The sequence below is a fragment of the Nocardia sp. NBC_01377 genome (assembly GCF_045040005.1).
Classification (GTDB): Bacteria; Actinomycetota; Actinomycetes; order Mycobacteriales; family Mycobacteriaceae; genus Nocardia; species Nocardia noduli.
Genome location: NZ_CP109566.1, coordinates 8,149,590 through 8,167,357, shown reverse-complemented (window position 1 = coordinate 8,167,357; position 17,768 = coordinate 8,149,590). Strand labels below are relative to the sequence as shown.

Annotated in this window: 13 protein-coding genes; 5 read left to right on the top strand and 8 right to left on the bottom strand. The window is 66.6% G+C overall.

What is annotated here, in order from left to right:
• Positions 1-3: 3 nt before the first annotated feature.
• Positions 4-1,359, top strand: coding sequence for an LLM class flavin-dependent oxidoreductase (locus tag OG225_RS37610; protein ID WP_405179437.1), 1,356 nt, complete (start codon positions 4-6; stop codon positions 1,357-1,359).
• Positions 1,356-5,135, top strand: a complete 3,780-nt coding sequence (locus OG225_RS37605) for an ABC transporter ATP-binding protein (RefSeq protein WP_405179436.1) — start codon at positions 1,356-1,358, stop codon at positions 5,133-5,135. The genes OG225_RS37610 and OG225_RS37605 overlap by 4 nt, the downstream gene beginning before the upstream one ends.
• Positions 5,136-5,268: 133 nt before the next feature.
• Here OG225_RS37605 and OG225_RS37600 read toward each other — a convergent pair whose 3' ends face one another.
• The 6 genes from OG225_RS37600 to OG225_RS37575 form a co-directional block, all read right to left on the bottom strand.
• Positions 5,269-5,667 (bottom strand): sterol carrier family protein, encoded by a 399-nt coding sequence (locus tag OG225_RS37600; protein WP_405179435.1) that lies wholly within the window; start codon positions 5,665-5,667, stop codon positions 5,269-5,271.
• Between the two features lie 135 nt (positions 5,668-5,802).
• On the bottom strand, positions 5,803-6,684 hold the full coding sequence (locus OG225_RS37595; RefSeq protein WP_405179434.1) for a hypothetical protein: 882 nt from the start codon (positions 6,682-6,684) through the stop codon (positions 5,803-5,805).
• Between the two features lie 54 nt (positions 6,685-6,738).
• Positions 6,739-7,839, bottom strand: coding sequence for a DUF3696 domain-containing protein (locus OG225_RS37590; protein WP_405179433.1), 1,101 nt, complete (start codon positions 7,837-7,839; stop codon positions 6,739-6,741).
• Entirely contained in the window at positions 7,836-9,044 is a 1,209-nt protein-coding gene (locus tag OG225_RS37585; RefSeq protein WP_405179432.1) for a DUF262 domain-containing protein, read from the bottom strand. The genes OG225_RS37590 and OG225_RS37585 overlap by 4 nt, the downstream gene beginning before the upstream one ends.
• 63 nt (positions 9,045-9,107) lie before the next feature.
• Positions 9,108-9,833, bottom strand: a complete 726-nt coding sequence (locus tag OG225_RS37580) for a type II CAAX prenyl endopeptidase Rce1 family protein (protein ID WP_405179431.1) — start codon at positions 9,831-9,833, stop codon at positions 9,108-9,110.
• Positions 9,830-11,638 carry an alpha/beta hydrolase gene (locus OG225_RS37575; protein ID WP_405179430.1) on the bottom strand — a complete coding sequence of 603 codons (1,809 nt, stop codon included), beginning with the start codon at positions 11,636-11,638 and terminating at the stop codon, positions 9,830-9,832. Before OG225_RS37575 ends, OG225_RS37580 begins: the two co-directional genes overlap by 4 nt.
• 145 nt (positions 11,639-11,783) lie before the next feature.
• On the opposite strand from OG225_RS37575, the gene OG225_RS37570 reads away from it, so the two are divergent.
• On the top strand, positions 11,784-12,071 hold the full coding sequence (locus OG225_RS37570; protein ID WP_109525219.1) for a YiaA/YiaB family inner membrane protein: 288 nt from the start codon (positions 11,784-11,786) through the stop codon (positions 12,069-12,071).
• Between the two features lie 67 nt (positions 12,072-12,138).
• Here the strand turns inward: OG225_RS37570 and purL are convergent, their stop codons facing one another.
• Positions 12,139-14,433, bottom strand: coding sequence for a phosphoribosylformylglycinamidine synthase subunit PurL (purL, locus tag OG225_RS37565; RefSeq protein WP_405179429.1), 2,295 nt, complete (start codon positions 14,431-14,433; stop codon positions 12,139-12,141).
• Between the two features lie 167 nt (positions 14,434-14,600).
• Here purL and OG225_RS37560 point away from each other — a divergent pair, with 167 nt between their 5' ends.
• Together OG225_RS37560 and OG225_RS37555 are read left to right on the top strand one after the other, a co-directional pair.
• Positions 14,601-15,890 (top strand): glycosyltransferase 87 family protein, encoded by a 1,290-nt coding sequence (locus tag OG225_RS37560; RefSeq protein ID WP_405179428.1) that lies wholly within the window; start codon positions 14,601-14,603, stop codon positions 15,888-15,890.
• A 104-nt stretch (positions 15,891-15,994) separates the two neighbouring features.
• Positions 15,995-16,351, top strand: coding sequence for an immunity 51 family protein (locus OG225_RS37555; RefSeq protein ID WP_405179427.1), 357 nt, complete (start codon positions 15,995-15,997; stop codon positions 16,349-16,351).
• Positions 16,352-16,358: 7 nt separating this feature from the next.
• Here the strand turns inward: OG225_RS37555 and OG225_RS37550 are convergent, their stop codons facing one another.
• A complete protein-coding gene (locus OG225_RS37550) occupies positions 16,359-17,654 on the bottom strand; it encodes a M18 family aminopeptidase (protein WP_405179426.1) in 1,296 nt (431 codons plus the stop codon).
• Positions 17,655-17,768: the final 114 nt, after the last annotated feature.

The following is a 17,768-nucleotide window of genomic DNA, read 5'->3' as shown; positions in this document are numbered from 1 at the left end:
AATATGTCCCGCCAGAACGGCAGACAACTCCACCTCAACGCCTTCCTGATGTCGGTGGGCCATCACGAGGCGGCCTGGCGGTTGCCGGAGAGCGACCCGCACGCCCACGTCGATATCGACTACTTCGTCGAATTGGCGCGCACCGCCGAACGCGGCAAACTCGATTCGATCTTCTTCGCCGACTCCCCGGTGCTGATGGGCGATCCGGGTCGCAGGCCGGCGGGCAAATTGGAGCCGACGGTCATCCTGACCGCGGTCGCCGTGCAGACCAGCCGCATCGGGCTGATCGCCACCGCCTCCACCAGCTACAACGATCCCTACAACCTCGCGCGCCGATTCGCCTCGGTGGACTGGGTGAGCAAGGGCCGCGCGGGCTGGAATATCGTCACCACCGCCGGAGCGGACGCGGCACGTAATTTCGGACTCGACGACACCCCCGATCATCGGCTGCGCTACGAGAAGGCCGCCGAATTCGTCGACGTCTCCACGAAACTGTGGGACAGCTGGTCCGACGACGCGGTCATCGGCGACAAGGCACTGGGTATCCACGCCGACGCGGAGAAGGTCCGCAAGATCGATCACCACGGCGAATTCTTCAAGATCGACGGTCCGCTGAACGTGCCGCGCTCGCCCCAGGGCTATCCGCTGCTGGTCCAGGCGGGTTCCTCGGAGGACGGCAAGGATTTCGCCGCCCGCTACGCCGAGGCGGTGTTCACCGCTCAGCAGACGCTGGAGGACGCCCTGGCCTTCTACACCGACCTGAAGGAGCGCACCCGCGCGGTCGGCAGGGATCCAGACAGCGTCAAGATCCTGCCGGGTATCGTGCCTGTCATAGGTGATACCGAGCAGGAGGCCCGCGCGTTGGATGCTGAACTGGCGCGGCTGATCTCACCGGAATACGCGCACCGCCAGCTGGCCGAACGCTTCGACCTCCCGCTGGAGGCACTCGACCTGGACAGCGAACTGCCCGCCGACCTGCCCTCCGAGGACGAGATCGAAGGCGCCAAGAGCCGCTTCACCTTGATCGTGAACCTGGCCAGGCGCGAACGGCTGACGGTGCGTCAGCTGATCGCGCGACTGGGCGGCGGACGCGGGCACCGCACCTTCGCGGGCACCCCGGTCCAGGTCGCCGACACCATCGAGGACTGGTTCGCGCGCGGCGCGGCCGACGGATTCAACATCATGCCCGCGGTACTGCCCTCGGGCCTGGAGCGTTTCGTCGACCAGGTGGTGCCGATCCTCCAGGAGCGCGGCCTGTTCCGCACCGAATACACCGAGACCACCCTGCGCGGCCACTACGGCCTGGCACGGCCGGTCAACCAGTTCGACGCGGCGGGCACGCTCGTGACCGCCCGATGAGCACCGGAACCGACACGTCGACCGACACCGGTTGGCTGCGCTACCTCGCCCGCCGCTGCCTGGCGCATCCGCGCCTGGTGGCGGTGGCGGTGGCCGGTGCGCTCGGCGCGGCGCTGCTCACCGCTTCGCTGCCGCTCATCGTCCGCCACGTGGTCGACACCTTGACCACCACCGCGGCCTCGGTCCTGCCATGGTCGCTACTGCTGCTCTGTATCGGGCTGGTGCGCTTCGGCGCATCGTTCCTCCGCCGCGTGAGCTCCTCGCAGCTCTCGCTCGGGGTCCAGCACGACCTGCGCCGCGACGTGTTCGCGGCGTTGCTGCGTCTGGACGGACGCGCGCAGGCCGAACTGCGGACCGGACAGGTGGTCAGTCGCGCCATCACCGACGTGACGCTGATCCAGATGTTCCTGCAACTGATTCCGATCGTCTTCGGCAATGTCGCGCTGCTCATCGCGGCGCTCGTGCTGATGGCGGTGATGTCACCGCCGCTCACCGTGATCGCCCTGCTCGTCGTCCCGGCGCTGTGGATCATCACCAGACGCAGTCAGCGCGAACTGTTCCCGGCCAACTGGGACACCCAGGCCGAGGCCGCCGAAGTCGCCATGCGCGTCGAAGCCGCCGTCGCGGGCGTGCGCGTGGTGAAGGGATTCGGCCAGGAACAGCACGAACTCGCCGGCCTCACCGCCGCGGCGCGCGACCTGTACCGATCCAGGATGCGCGTCACCCGGATCACCAGCCGATTCACCCCGGCCATGCAGACCGTGCCCGCCATCGGGCAGGCCCTGATCCTGGTCGCGGGCGGGCTGCTCGCGCTGAACCAGTCGGTCTCGCTCGGCACCTTCCTCGCCTTCATGACCTACCTCGGCACCTTCGTCAGCCCGATTCGGCAGTTCTCCATGCTGCTCAGCGTGAGCCAGCAGGGCCGTGCCTCGCTGGATCGGGTACGCGAGGTGATCGAGGCCCCGTTGCCGCCACTGGAGCCGCAGGCCGCGACCGCGCCGAACACCGCGCCGCCCGCGATCGAATTCCGTGGCGTGCGGTTCGCTTTCGGCACCACGACCGTCCTGGACGGGCTCGACCTGTCGATCGAATCCGGCAGCACCGTCGCGCTCGCGGGCGGGGCGGGCAGCGGAAAAACCACCCTGGTGCACCTGGTGCCGCGACTGTTCACACCGGACGAGGGCACCGTCCTGTTCGACGGCGTCGACATCGAGCAACTGCCGGATGTGCGCTCCCGAGTCGCCATGGTGTTCGAGGACACCCATCTGATGGCCGACAGCGTGCGCGCCAATGTCGCCTACGGTGATCCCGACGCCGACGACGAGCGTGTCTGGCACGCCCTGTATCTCGCCGCCGCCGACGAATTCGTCCGCAAACTGCCCGAGAGTCTCGACACCAGGATCGGCGAACGCGGCCAGCGGCTGTCCGGCGGACAACGTCAGCGCATCGCCCTCGCGCGCGCGCTGCTCACCGACGCGCCCGTACTCGTCCTCGATGACGCCACCTCGGCCATCGACGCCAGGGTCGAGGAACAGATCTTCGCCAGGATCGCCGCCGAGGTACGCCGCCGGACCACGATCGTCGTCGCGCACCGCATCTCGACGCTGGCCCTGGCCGACCGGGTCGCGGTACTCGACGCCGGACGCATCGCCGAATCCGGCACCCTCGAACAACTGCGCGGCTCCGGCGAGCTCTTCCACGCGCTGTTCACCCCGCCCGAGGTGACCGGAATCGGCGTCGACCACGGCACCGACACCCGACAGCCGACCGCCGTGCTGTGGGTGGAGCCCACCCAGTCCGACGACGATTCGGCCACCCGCGCGCTCGAACAGGCGGCCACGGCCTTCGCCCAGCGCGCCGCGGGCGCGCCGGCCGGAATCGGCAGGGCGGGCGCGGGCGGCGGCATGATGGCCGCCGCGCCGCCGAGCGGCGACGTGCAGGCGCAGATCGACCGACTGCCACCGCTGCGCGGCGAACCCGACGTCCCCGAATCCTTCTCCCACACACCCGATCCCCAGTTCTCGCTGGCCAGACTGCTTCGCCCGTTCCGCTGGCCGCTGCTGGCCGGGCTCGGACTCGTCGCGCTGGACGCGGTGGCGCAGATCCTGATCCCGTTCCTGGTCCGTTACGGCATCGACCACGGTGTCCTGGTCGGGGCCAGGAACGTGTTGATCACGGCCGCCGCGCTGGCCCTGCTCGTCACGGCGGTGGACTGGCTGCTCACCATCGCCCAGGTGCGCGTCGCGGGCCGCGCGGGTGAACGCCTGCTGTTCGGATTGCGCGTCAAAACCTTCGCCCACCTGCAACGACTCGGCCTGCGCTATTACGAGCGCGAACTCGGCGGCCGGATCATGACCAGGATGACGACCGACGTCGACGGACTGTCCGCCTTCCTGCAAACCGGCCTGGCGACGGCGCTCACCAGCAGTCTCACCATCGGCGGTGTCGTCGTCGCGCTGCTGGTCGTCGACGCGGGCCTCGCCCCCGTGGTGCTCGCGCTGCTGCCGCTGCTCGCGGTGGCGACGGTGCTGTTCCGTCGCGCCTCCATCCCCGCCTACAACCTGGCGCGCGAACGGGTCAGCGCGGTCAACGCCTATCTCCAGGAGAACGTCGACAACATCGAGGTCACCCAGGCCTACCGGCGCGAGGCGCGCAACCAGACCGAATTCGAGGAACGTTCCTGGGCCTATCGCACCGCCCGGCTGCGCAGTCAGGTGCTGATGGCGGTGTTCTTCCCGCTCATCGAACTGATGTCGGTCTGCGCCACCGCCGCGGTGCTCGCCGTCGGCGTGCACCAGGTCCGCGACGAGGTGATCACCGTGGGCACCCTGATCGCCTTCCTGCTCTACATCGACCTGCTGTTCGCGCCGATCCAGCAGCTGTCGCAGGTCTTCGACAGCTACCAGCAGGCCGTGGTCGGCGTCGACCGGCTCGGCGAACTGTTCCGCACCGTGGAGACGACGCCCGACGAAGAGGCGGCGCTCACCGTCACCGAACTCGAGGGCGAGATCGAATTGCGCGGCGTCGGTTTCGCCTACGAGCCGGGTTCGGCCGAGGTGCTCACCGGCGTCGACCTGCACATCCCGGCCGGGCACACGGTCGCGCTCGTCGGCGAGACCGGCGCGGGCAAATCGACCCTCGTCAAACTGATCGCGCGTTTCTACGATCCCACCGCGGGCTCGGTGCTGGTGGACGGAATCGACCTGCGGCGCTACCGATTACGCGATTTCCGCAAGCGACTCGGCGTCGTCCCGCAGGAACCGTTCCTGTTCGGCGACACCGTGCGCACCGCCATCGCCTACGGCAAACCCGACGCCACACCGGCCGATATCGAATGGGCCGCACGAGCGGTCGGCGCGCACGAGATGATCGTGGCCCTCGAACACGGGTACTACCAGCCGATCGGCGAACACGGACGCAGCCTGTCGGCCGGTCAACGCCAACTGCTCGCACTCGCCCGCGCCCAACTCGTCGAACCCGACATCCTGATCCTGGACGAGGCGACCGCCTCCCTCGATCTGGCGACCGAGGCGAAGGTCCGCGCCGCCGTCGACGTGCTCACCGCGGGACGCACAACCATCGTCGTCGCCCACCGACTGGCCACCGCCGCCAACGCCGACCTCGTCGCCGTGGTCGGCGCGGGCGGATTGCTCCAGGTCGGCACCCACACCGCCCTCCTCGCCGAGGACGGCCCCTACCGGGATCTGTGGGCCGCCTACGTCGGGGACGAACCCGAACCTGCCTCGGCCGAACGTGAGGCGCAGAACGCGAGGTGAACGATTCGGGGCCGGTCGGCGGTGGTCGGCCCGAGTAACGGTACGGCGGTCGCGGGCGGGGTGTGGACGCACGCCACCGCCTCCGGCGGCTTACCGCATCGTGGACCGTGCGAACCACGATTGGGCAGACGAGCTACCGTGCTCCCCCTGTCGTAGGAGAGACCACGGGCAGCCACCGCGCGACCTCACCCGCCCGGCTTCCCGACGACGACACCACACCGTCACGCACGGCGTCATCGAATTCCAGCAACCCCGTGGCCAGCAACAACCAGGTCCTGGCATCGGTCTCCACCACATTCGGCGGCGTCCCCCTGGTGTGCCGAGGCCCTTCGATGCACTGCACCGCCACGAACGGCGGCACCCGCACCTCCACCGTGTGCCCCGGCGCGGTCGTCGCCAATGTCCGCGCCGTGGCCCGCACCGCGGCCCCCACCTCCGCCCGCCCCGGCGCCTCCACCGAATCCCCCAGCAACCACGCGCTCACCGCCCCCACCGCAGCCCGCAACTCGACCGGATCCACTCGTCGCACCACGAGTTCGACGATACCGAGCGGCCATCACTGCCGGTTCAACCGACGAGGTGGGGTCGGGTGGGTCGGGCAGCCGAGATCACGGACGCACTCGAAATCTGGCCGTGGCAGGCCGATCAACAGACAACTTGAGCACCATCACGTCGGGAGGTGACCAACGAAAATTCCCACGAATACCCGGCCATCTTCGACCGCGAAATGCACTCGATTGCGATCCCGCTGGAGTTTCGCATGCCATTCGCAAACGATCTCTCTGTCGCCGAACCGCACTCGACGTCTACGCATGGCCGCCGAATTCCTGTGAGTACCAGGACTTTCCGGTGAACAATTGACCCCGGCCACCGAACTCATGAGGCGCTGTCGCACAGCCGATTCGACATTCTCGCCCCATATACGGACCGCATGATCATCGAGACCCGCCAAGTTCGCAAGTAGCAGCGGCCAATTGTCAAGGATCGCACCGTCGAAACTATTGATCTGTCTCCAGACCTCCGGCGCGAAGACACAGTTCGGGAAGGGAAGATGACCGTATCGGTCGAGCCGGGTAACAGCGTCTGGTTCAGCATGGATCACTGCGCGCCAGAAGGCGGGCGCGTCGTCGGCGTCCACCAAGAAGTGGACGGTCCCCGCGAGCGAGTCACCTCGCAGTTTCACATCGCGCGCTCCACGTAGACCGCCCGCGGCCGTGGTGAGAGACCCCATCGGCAGTCCCTTCAACGTCTTGGCCAGGCACAGCGCGACACTCGGCGCCCAAGACAACACCTGATCATCGACAACGACTTCGAGCCCGGGAGGATCCTCACCGTAGGTTTCGACCTTGTCCAGCCTGCCAAAGAGCTCGGCCCGCAAGTCTCGATCGAAATCACGACTGGTGAGCAACTCGTCCAATCGTCGCCCGTCTATCGATTCGATATCGAACAGAAGGTCTGACCTGAGCACTTCCCCGTCGGTCTCACGAACATACGCAAGTAATTCGAGAAAACGTGCGAACGAATCATCGATAGTCTTCGGATCGAGCACTCGGAAGGCAAAGCCCGATTCCGCTATGACGAACCGCCACCCCCACATGAATTCCTACCCCCGTCTACGCCTGTTGATGAACCCCAGATCGATTTCCATTTGATCGAAGAAGCCTTCGGGCCATGCGCTCATCTTGCCGTCCGGTCCGATGGTGAGCCGATCGGGATCGCGATCACGGCCGAAATAGTGCACAACAGCGTCGGCGTGGTCGAGAGGCGGAAGACCTTCGCTGACAGCGACTTCGTTTGCGATGGCTCGACGAATCCCGTTGAGGATATGGTCACTGTGCGTCTCGATCAAAACCTGGACACCGCTCGCGGCGACGATCGCCAGGAACTGACCGAGGGTCGACTGCGCCGCCGGATGCAGGTGGGCCTCCGGACTGTCGATGATCAGGAGTCCGCCCTCGGGCACCGACAAGCCCGCGACGACGATCGGCAAGCTGTAGCTGATTCCGAAGCCGGTATTGGTCAACAGCATCCATTCGGATTCGAATCCGCCCGCATGCACATGAACCGTCGCCAGGCCGGTGCGAGGCACCAGTCGGGCGTCGATCTGAATCGGACCGACCAGCCGCGACATCCACGCTTCGACTTGGGCGGGCAGCAGCACTGACGCCGCGGTGGGATGTCTGCGCCCCTCCGCGATCGGGCGGTCGGAGTCGGCCAGTGCATGGGCGACATAGCGACCGTCTTCTCCGACCGCGACACCACCGCTCCACCAAGGGGAAGTGGGATGAGCGATACGCGGCCCCATACGCTCCGCAGCCAGATAGGTGAACTCGGCACCGCGACAGCCGATCGGGAAAGGCGGCGTCGCCGGATGCTCGATAACCTGGAGGCATGTGGCTTCCGGGTTGTTCCCGATTCCGAATCGCCAGAGATTCCGCTCCGACGTCTCAAGCAGGATCGAAATCTCGTCGGCGCTCGCGCTTGCCGACAATACGTCCGATGCCTGACCGAGATCCAGTCCAGGCAATCCACTCAACGGCGTTATGCGTTGCCCCGCCCGCGAACACTGTTGCACCAGATTCAATGCCTGTATCACGGTACTCTTGCCGCCACCGTTGACACCGGTCAGCACGGTCAGGCGACCGAGGTCGAATTCGGCGTCGCGGAAGCGCTTGAAGTTGGTGAGACCAATTCGGCCAATCACGCTATCGTCCCCTGCAGAATAACGCGAGGAAGCTGGAACCTTAACCTAATTCTGCCGGGGCTGGCGGTAGAAGTACTGATCGAATCGATGTACGGCCGATAGTCCGCCATTGCCTCACGCGCTAGTTCTACAATTCTGGCGCGCACAGGAAGAACCCGTTCGGCCTCATAGTCGGCGAGAGCTACACCCCAGCTCTCGAACAATGCCCTGTTGAACGGGGACCGCCGTTCGTAATTCTTCGGCCACTTCCGGAAGGCGCGGTCACCGAAAATTATATTCGCATTGACCATCGCGCGCTCAAAATCTGCGAACCATACTTCGAGCTGAGAATCGCTTATCGAATCAGGCTGATCTATTGCCCACGCCGTTTGGTCGAGCAGATCCTCCAGCGATCCAAAATTAGCATACTTCGAGATGTCTCCCAGTCTGCGGAAGGCGAGGAATCGCAGCGCCGCCTCTCGGTCGTGCATCCGAATATGGTTGAGCAAGGCGCTACCAGTTGCCTCGATGAAGGCCGGACTGGCCGCACAGCGTTTCAGAAGGTCTCGACTGCGCGACTCACTCATACAGTGACGAATTTCCATCGCGTTCAATGGCTCACCACCGGTGTTCAGGCGCTTGAAGATATCGTATTTGACTCGATTCGGAGTGGAAGGCTCAATAATATGAACACTTATCTGAGAATTCAGAAGCCTGCGCCGAAGCGGGGCGGACAAATCCTGAAATTTCTTTCCGTGCTCGATGTACAGATATTCCAGATCGCCGAGATCGAAAGCTCCCTGGACAAATTCGTGTACCGTCGACAAGCGCTGCAATCCATCGACAACCCTAAATTTTCCATCGCTATCGGCAGCAAAATAGAACGCGGGCAGCGGAATTTGAAGTAGCAAACTCTCGATCAATCTTGATTTCTGGCGAGATTTCCATACCCGGTTCCGCTGAAAATCAGGAGCCAACTCCAGGTCGTCGTCTCCTATCATGTCCAGCACATTGCGTAGTGAAAAACTGCGCGTTGAGACCCGGATTTCCTCAGGATCCCAGGGCGGCCTACGCTGGTCGTCACCATCGACCAGGAAATCATCGAGTGTGACGTCGTCGTCGATGCCGAATGCGGTTTCCAACTCAACCCCGGTCGGTTCGCCGTAGAACACCTCTTCGACTACCCCGCCGAAGTCTTCAGCTACCGACTCATCCGCACCCGCCATGGGATTGGATTGTACGCAGCGAGCCTGCATCGCACTGCGACCGGAGCGATATTGCTGGTGAACTCAAAGACGTCCGACAGCAGCCCGTCGCTCCGCGACCAAGGGGACGATGACGCCGCCCGCGTTGAGGGCGAAATGCAGGAGGGCGGGGGCGGTGACGCTGTTCGCGTGGCGGGACAGCAGGCCGAAGAGCAGGCCGCCGAGGGTGGTGAATGCGATGGTCGCGGGGACGTTGTCGCCCGCGACGCGCGCGGGGTGGATGTGCCAGAGGCCGAAGACGGCAGCGGAGGCCAGTGGACCGACGCGGGCTCCGAAAGTGTTGTCCAGCAGGGGATCCAAGGTGGCGCGGAAGATCAGTTCCTCGCTGTAGACGGTGCCGATCGGGATGTGGACGGTGACTCGTTCGATCGGGTCGACGACCTCGCTCTCCGCGTCCGCCTGGACGGCGGCACCGGTGGGAGACTCGGCGAGAACCGCGTCGTCGAGTGCGACGACGGGATCTCCGACAGTCCGACCCCGGTCCGCGAATACCGCCAACAGGTCGCGCACCGCCGGAACCGTCAACGCGACAACGTATCCGGAGCTCACCACGGCCGCGGCGGCGAGACCGTAGCGCGCACCCCGTGCCGAACCCCAGCGCGGACGACCACCCAGCGCCAGCGAATACCCCGTCGCGAAGGCGGCGTGCGCGACGGTTCGTCCACGCAGACCCCACCGCGGCCGAGGCAGCAGGATATTGTTCCAAACCAGCGGAATCACCACGGCGGCAACAACTTTCGCGGAGATCACTTCGTTTCCCGCTCGAAATCCTCCGCCGAGTCCAATTGGAACTTCACCTTCTCCGCCAGTTCCGGCGTCCAACCCGGCGGCTGGGCGACCGCCGCCCAGCCGTCGACGACCAGGGTTCCGTAGCGGTGCCCGTGGCCGTCGGCGACACCCTGCGCGTTGGTGAGGTCGGCGGTGACCTGCCAGAACGTGACGAATGGCCACCAGCGCATCTGGGTGGAGACGTCCGAGCCGCGCGGTTCGGACAGCCAGTCCGGTTTGGAGAAGATCAGGTCGGAGGACCACCAGACGATGGGGTCCGACGCGTGTTGCAGGTAGGCGATGCGGGGTGCGCGCCATTCGGTGTCGGGCCGCGAAAGGTCGTCGGTGTCGGCGGCGAAGCGGACGACGAGGCCGTCGGCGTAGACCGGTTCGACCTCGGGCGAACCGGGATCGCGGCGCGAGATGAACTGCTCCCACAGCCGATTCGAATTCGGCGGCCCCACCCACAGCGCGCCGTCCACCTTCGCCCGCAGATCGGCCAGGCCGTCGAAGGCGGCTTCGGAACCCTGGGATCCGAGACTCTCGCCGTAGACGTACAGTTTCGGGCGCTGCCCTTCCGGCCGCTGCGACCACCGCTGATAGACGGCGTCGAACAGATCGCGGCCCGCCGCGGCGGCCTTGCCCCGGTCGGCGAGGAACGACAGCACGCTGGGCAGGTAGGAATACTGCGAGGCGACCACGGCGGAATCGCCGCCGTACATGTATTCGATGGCACCCGCCGCCATCGAATTGACCCAGCCGGTGCCGGTGGTGGTGACCACCACGATCACCTTCCGGTCGAACGCGCCCGTGCGTTCGAGTTCGTCGACGGCGAGCGTGACCTGGTCACGTTCCTCGGTCGCCGACTCGAGTCCGACGTAGGCGCGGATGGGCTCGCGCGCGGGCTTGCCGGTCACGGCCGCGATCCTGGACGCGCTGGGGCCGTGCGAGACGAACCAGCGGCCCTCGAAGCCGAGCGTCTCCCATTTCGCCAGCGATTCGGGACTGCCGGAACGTTCCGGCTGCTGCGGCTGCACGGCATTGGGCGAGTTGTGGTCGTTGCGGACGCTGAACGCCGAATTGGCGACCGCGAAGAACGCCCGCGAGGCGACGCCGTTGAACAGGGTCACCGCGAGAACCACGAGCAGCAGCAGGCCGACGGTCGGCGCCAACTCACCGGGAATCCTCACCCACCGATTGAGCTGACGGGACAGGTACAGCACGGTCTCGCGCACCGTCCGGTAGACCGCGACGACGGCGACGCCGACCGCGAGACTCAACAGTCCGGTGCGCAGGTAGGCGGCGGTATCGGTGCCCGCCATCCCCATCAGCGCGGTGATCTCACGCTGCCACCGCGCCGATTGCACCAGCATCAGTCCCGCGCTCAGCGCGCAGACGAACAGCACCGCGGATTTCGCCGCGTACCCCACCCAGGTGTGCGCGGGGCCGAGGTGCGCGACCCGCAGCCACAACCGGAGCCTCGGCACGATCCACCGGCGGATCCACGGCCGCATCCACACCCGGTAGAGCCATTCGAGCAGGCAGCCGAGGCCGTAGCCGAGTGCCGCGTTGATACCGCTGATCAGCCCCTGGAACATCCAGTCCCTCGGTACCAGCGACGGCGTCACCGACAGCGCGAAGAACAGGGTGGCGACCACGAGGCCGACGTAGTTCAGATCCACGATGTCCTCGACGCGCCGGACCACGACGACGCCGCGCGCACGCAGCTTCGCGAGTGTGGTGGCGGTCCGGAGCACTCGAACAGTATGGCGGGCGGTCACAGACATCGGTCGCCCCGCCCGGACCGCCACGCGGTAGTCGGGGCAAGATCACACCCGGCCCGTGGGCTCGGGCACCGCCGAGGATTACCCACCCCGGCTCGAGTATTTCCACGCGGTCGAGGGGACCGCCGGATCGTCACACTCGATAGGCATGAGCACTCCAAGCGCACAGCCGACGACCACATCGGCCTATATCGCGCAGGCTGCGATCGCGTTCGGCGTCAGCTTGTTCGGGGCGGGCGTCGGCATCTTCTATCTCCCGCTGGACTCCTGGCAGCGCGGCTTCCTCGGAATGACCGTGCTGTTCCTGGTGACCAGCACCTTCACCCTGGCCAAGGTGGTCCGCGACCGGCACGAATCCGCTTCGCTGACCGGCCGCATCGATCAGGCCAGGATGGAAAAGCTGATGGCCGAACACGATCCGTTCAAGAATCCCTGACCGGCACGAACAGACGCGAACCCGGACGGGCCGGCACGAGGGGTGCGGGCCCGTCCGGGTTCGGTGTCTAGAGTGCGCCCGCGCCGAACAGCGCGGGCAGCGTGCCTTCGTACGCGGTGCGCAACTCGGCCAGCGGAACCGAGAACTGCCCCTGCACCTCGACCGAATCCGAGCCCTGATCCACGACGCCGATCCGCGCCCACGGCAGGCCACGGGCATCGCACATCTTGGTGAAACGGGTCTCCTCGGTGCGCGGGACCGCGACCAGCACCCGGCCCGTCGATTCGGAGAACAGGGTGACGAACGGGTCGGCGCCCTCGGGAAGGATGAGACGGCAACCGGTCTCGCCCGCCAGCGCGGCCTCGATCACGGTCTGGACCAGTCCGCCCTCGGACAGGTCGTGCGCGGCGCTGATCATGCCGTCGCGCGACCCCGCGGTGAGGATTTCGGCCAGCAGTTGTTCGCGGGCGAAGTCGACCTTGGGCGGCACGCCGCCGAGATGGTCGTGCACGACCTGGGACCAGATGGATCCGCCGAACTCGTCGTGGGTCTCACCGAGCAGGATGAGCGTCTCACCCGGTTCGAGGCCGAGTCCGGTCGGGATGCGCCGGTGCACGTCGTCGATGACGCCGAGCACACCGACGACCGGCGTCGGCAGGATCGCGTCGCGGCCGGTCTGGTTGTAGAAGCTGACGTTGCCGCCGGTGACCGGAATACCCAGTGCCACACAACCATCGGCGAGACCGCGCACGGCCTGCTGGAACTGCCACATCACACCCGGATCCTCGGGGGAGCCGAAGTTGAGGCAGTTGGTGACGGCCTTGGGGGTCGCGCCGGTGGTGGCGACATTACGGAACGCCTCGGCCAGCGCCAGCTGCGCGCCGGTGTACGGATCGAGTTTGGTGTAGCGGCCCGACGCGTCGGTCGCCAGCGCGATACCGCGGCCGGTCTCCTCGTCGATCCTGACGACACCGGCGTCGGCGTGTTCGGCGAGCACGGTGTTACCGCGCACGTAGCGGTCGTACTGTTCGGTGATCCACTTGCGGCTGCACAACTGCGGGCTGGAGATCATCCGCAGCAGGGTCTCGCGTAGTTCGTCACCGGTCGCGGGGCGGGTCAACCTATCGGAGGTGTCCGCGATGAGCGCGTCCTGCTCGTCGGGACGCCGCACCGGACGCTCGTAGACCGGGCCCTCGTGGGCGACGGTGCGCGGCGGCACATCCACGACGGTCTCGCCGTGCCAGCTGACGATCAAGCGCTCACCGTCGGTGACCTCGCCGATCACCGTGGCCAGCACATCCCACTTCTTGCAGACCGCCATGAAGGCGTCCACGTTCGCGGGGGTGACGACCGCGCACATCCGCTCCTGCGATTCGCTCGACAGGATTTCGGCCGGTGTCATATCAGCCGCGCGCAGCGGGACCTTGGTGAGATCGATATGCATGCCGCCGTCACCGGCCGCCGCGAGCTCGGAAGTGGCGCACGACAATCCGGCGCCGCCGAGGTCCTGGATGCCGACGACCAGTTCGGCCGCGTACAGCTCGAGACAGCACTCGATGAGCACCTTCTCGGTGAACGGGTCGCCGACCTGCACGCTCGGCAGCTTCTTGCGGCCGCCGGAGGATTCGTCGCCGGAGAAGGTGTCCGAGGCCAGCACCGAGACGCCGCCGATGCCGTCGAGGCCGGTCCGCGCGCCGAACAGGATGATCTTGTTACCGGCTCCCGAGGCGAACGCCAGGTGCAGGTCCTCGACCCGCATCACACCGGCGCACAGCGCGTTCACGAGCGGATTGCCCTGGTAGGAGGCATCGAAGACGGTCTCGCCGCCGATATTCGGCAGGCCGAGCGAATTGCCGTATCCGCCGACACCGCGCACCACACCGTCGACCACGCGCCGAGTATCGGGCGCGTCGGCCGCGCCGAAACGCAGCTGATCCATCACCGCGACGGGCCGCGCGCCCATGGCCATGATGTCGCGCACGATGCCGCCGACCCCGGTCGCCGCGCCCTGGTAGGGCTCGACGTAGGACGGGTGATTGTGGCTCTCCACCTTGAAGGTGACCGCCCAGCCGTCGCCGACGTCGACCACACCCGCGTTCTCACCGATGCCCGCGAGCATGGAAGCCCGCATCGCGTCGGTGGTGGTCTCGCCGAAGTAGCGCAGATGCACCTTCGATGACTTGTAGGAGCAGTGCTCGCTCCACATCACCGAATACATGGCGAGTTCGGCATCCGTCGGCCTGCGACCGAGGATTTCCTTGATGCGGGCGTATTCGTCATCCTTGAGACCCAGCTCTTTGTACGGCTGGGGCGTATCGGGGGTTGCTGCGGCTGCGCTGACGGTGTCGACCTGCGGAGTCACGGAGTACCTGGGTCCTTTCGGCCGGGCAGGGGGTCGGCAAGCCGGAGCGACGAGCCTTGTCACTGGATGCGGCGAATGCCTCGGCCTCAGTCTAGAGGGAGCCCGCCCCCCACCCGCACCTGAGTGCCACCGACCGGCCCGTCGGCAACCCCGTTACGCTGTGCGGCGTGACGGAACGCGCGGGGGTGGTGAATTCGGCCGACCAGCCGACAGCGACGGAGACACGCCACGGCCCCGAGGCCGAACACCCGTCAGCGCTGTCCCCGCACCAGACCCGCTGGCTGATCGCCGCCGTCGGACTCTTCGCGATATCGGTGCTCGTCTCGCTGCTCATCCACTGGTGGAACGGCTACATCGACCTACAGGTCTACCGCAACGGCGCGCGCGTCTGGCTCGACGGCGGTGAGCTCTACGGCCCGATGCCACCGGTAGAGGGCATCGGCCTGCCCTTCACCTATCCCCCGCTCGCCGCACTGTTCTTCGCGCCCTTGGCACTCATGCCGCTACAGGCGGCGGAAGTGCTGGTGGTACTCACCAACATCCTCAGCCTGAGCATCACCCTCTGGCTGGTGCTGTCCCGGATCCGCCCCGGCCTGGACCGTATGAGCGCGCTCACCCTCGTCATCGCGGCCGTCGGATTCGCCAATTTCCTCGAACCGGTGCGCCAGACCTTCGGCTTCGGGCAGATCAACCTCGTGCTGATGGCGGCGATCTCTCTGGACTGCCTGGTACGCAAACCGTTCTGGCCGCGCGGCATGCTGATCGGTATCGCGGTCTCGGTGAAACTGATCCCCGCCGGATACCTCCTGTACTTCCTGCTGCGCCGCGACTGGAAAGCCGCGGGCACACTGGTCGTCTCCGCGATCGCCGCCGTCGGACTCGGCTTCCTGCTCTTCCCCGACGATTCGGTCGAATACTGGTTCGACACACTCGCCGACACCGGCCGCATCGGCCCGCCGTATTTCGCGGGCAACCAGTCCATCAAAGGCATGGCCTTCCGGCTCGGGGTCTCCGATTCGCTGGCCACCCTGATCTGGATCGCGCTGTCACTGGTGGCAATCGCTCTCGCCGCCATCTGGATGCGCCGACTGATCCGAGCCGACGCGACCGTCGCCGCGCTACTGGTCAACGCCGCGGCGATACTTCTCGTCTCGCCCGTGTCCTGGTCACACCACTGGGTCTGGGTCGCACCCGCGCTGGTCCTCGCCGCCGACAGCATCGCGCGCGGCAGACGCGAACGGTGGTACATCGGCACGGTCGCGGCGTTGACGGTGCTGTTCCTGATCGGCCCGCAATGGCTGCTGCCGCATTCGAAGGATCTGGAACTCGAATGGGCATGGTGGCAGCAGATCATCGGCAGCAGCTACGTGATCGCGACGATGGTGATATTAGCGGCCGGGGCCGCGGGTTCGCTGGGTTTTCGGCGGCCCGGGGGCCGCGGGTTCGCGGCCCCTTGATGTCTCGGGCCGCGAACGGGCGCTCGTTAGGCTCGCGCCGTGTGGGGTGGGGGTATGTCGCACGGCCCGGAGTGGGTGTCGTACCCGTGTCCTAGAGTCGGCGCGTGACCGATCGTGAGACCTTCGCTCCGCTGGTGTTCTTCGAATACGACCACAAGCCGGGTAATTACTGCCTGATGCTCAGTGACAATCACATGCTCGCGACGCAGGAGGTTTTCGCCGCGGCGGGGTACGAGGGGGGTGGGTACGACTGGGCGGGGGTGGCGCGGTCGGTGGTGCATTCGCGGCTTCCCGATTCGGCCGAGCGCATCCGGTTCGATCCCGAGGCGGGCATGTTCGTCGCCTACGGAACCGATCCGGACGCGCTGCGTGAGCTCGGGGCGGTGCTGCGAGACGCGGCGCACGACCACGAACTGCTCGCCGAATTCATCAGCACCGGCGATCCGGAGTGGTTCGACTGAAACCGGGCTAGGACGTGGCCTCGGGGGTGAGGAAGGCGGCGAAGGCGGCGGCGTAGGAGGCCACGTCGTGTGCGCCCATCATCTCGCGGGCCGAATGCATGGCGAGTTGGGCGGCGCCGACGTCGACGGTGGATATCCCCGTGCGGGCTGCGGTCATCGGGCCGATAGTCGAACCGCACGGCAGGTCGGCGCGGTGCACGTAGCGCTGCAACGGAACTCCGGCCTGGGCGCAGGCCAGCGCGAACGCACCCGCGCCGGACGAATCGGTGGCGTAGCGCAGATTCTGGTTGACCTTCAGCACCGGACCGCCGTTGACCTCGATTCGGTGCGCCGGTTCGTGCCGCTCGGCATAGTTCGGATGGGTGGCGTGCGCCATATCGCCCGAGGCACAGACCGAGCCCGACAGCGCCGCGAGGAATTCCGCGCGGCCCCCGCCGCGCCCGAGCACGATCCGCTCCAGCACCGTCGGCAGCAGGTCCGACTGCGCGCCGCGATCGGATTGGCTGCCGACCTCCTCGTGGTCGAACATGGCGAGCACCGGAATCGCCGCGCCCGGCGCGTCCACGGCGGCCAGGAAGGCGCGCAGACCCGCGTAGCAGGTGCCCTGGTTGTCCAGCCTGGGCGCGCTGACCAGATCGGCGTCGCGGCCGATGACCCGGCTCGGCGTCAGATCGTGGGTCATCAACTCCCAACCGAGGACATCGGCCGCGGATACACCGGCCCGCTCCGCGACGTAGGCGAGAAACGACCTCGGCTCAAACCCGAGCCCCCACACCGCGTTCACGTGCCGCTGCGGATCGAGGGTGACGCCGCGACGTTCCTCCGAAAGGTGGATCGCGAGCTGCGGCACCCGAAGAATGGGGTCGTCGATACGAACCAGCTTCTCGCGCACGGCATTTCCATCGCGCACGCTCAACCGCCCCGAGATGCCGAGTTCACGGTCGAGCCACGAGTTGAGCCAGGCGCCACCGTAGGGCTCCAGCCCGACCATCTGCCAGCCCGCCACCACGAAATCCGGATGCTGTTTCACCCGTAGATTCGGACTGTCGGTATGCGCGCCGACCACGCGGAACGGCGTCGCGCCCGCCGCGTCCTCGGTGGCCCAGGCCACCAGCGAACCGCCGCGCACCACGTAGTGGCTGCCCGGCGCGCCCTGCTCCCACGGCTGCGACTCCGACAGCCGGGTGAATCCCCGCTCGTCCAGTTCGCGCGCGACGGTCCGACAGACGTGGAACGGCGACGGCGACTCGTCGATGAAGGAGCAGAGCCCACTCGCGGTGGCGGAAATAGTCGAAACCGGCATGCAGGCGATCCTAGGCACAGAGGGCCCGGCACCTCAGCCGACCACCCGCGCGACGCGACCTACCGCACATGCCCCGAGAAATACAGACCCGTTTTCCTCCGGCACCGACTTCTA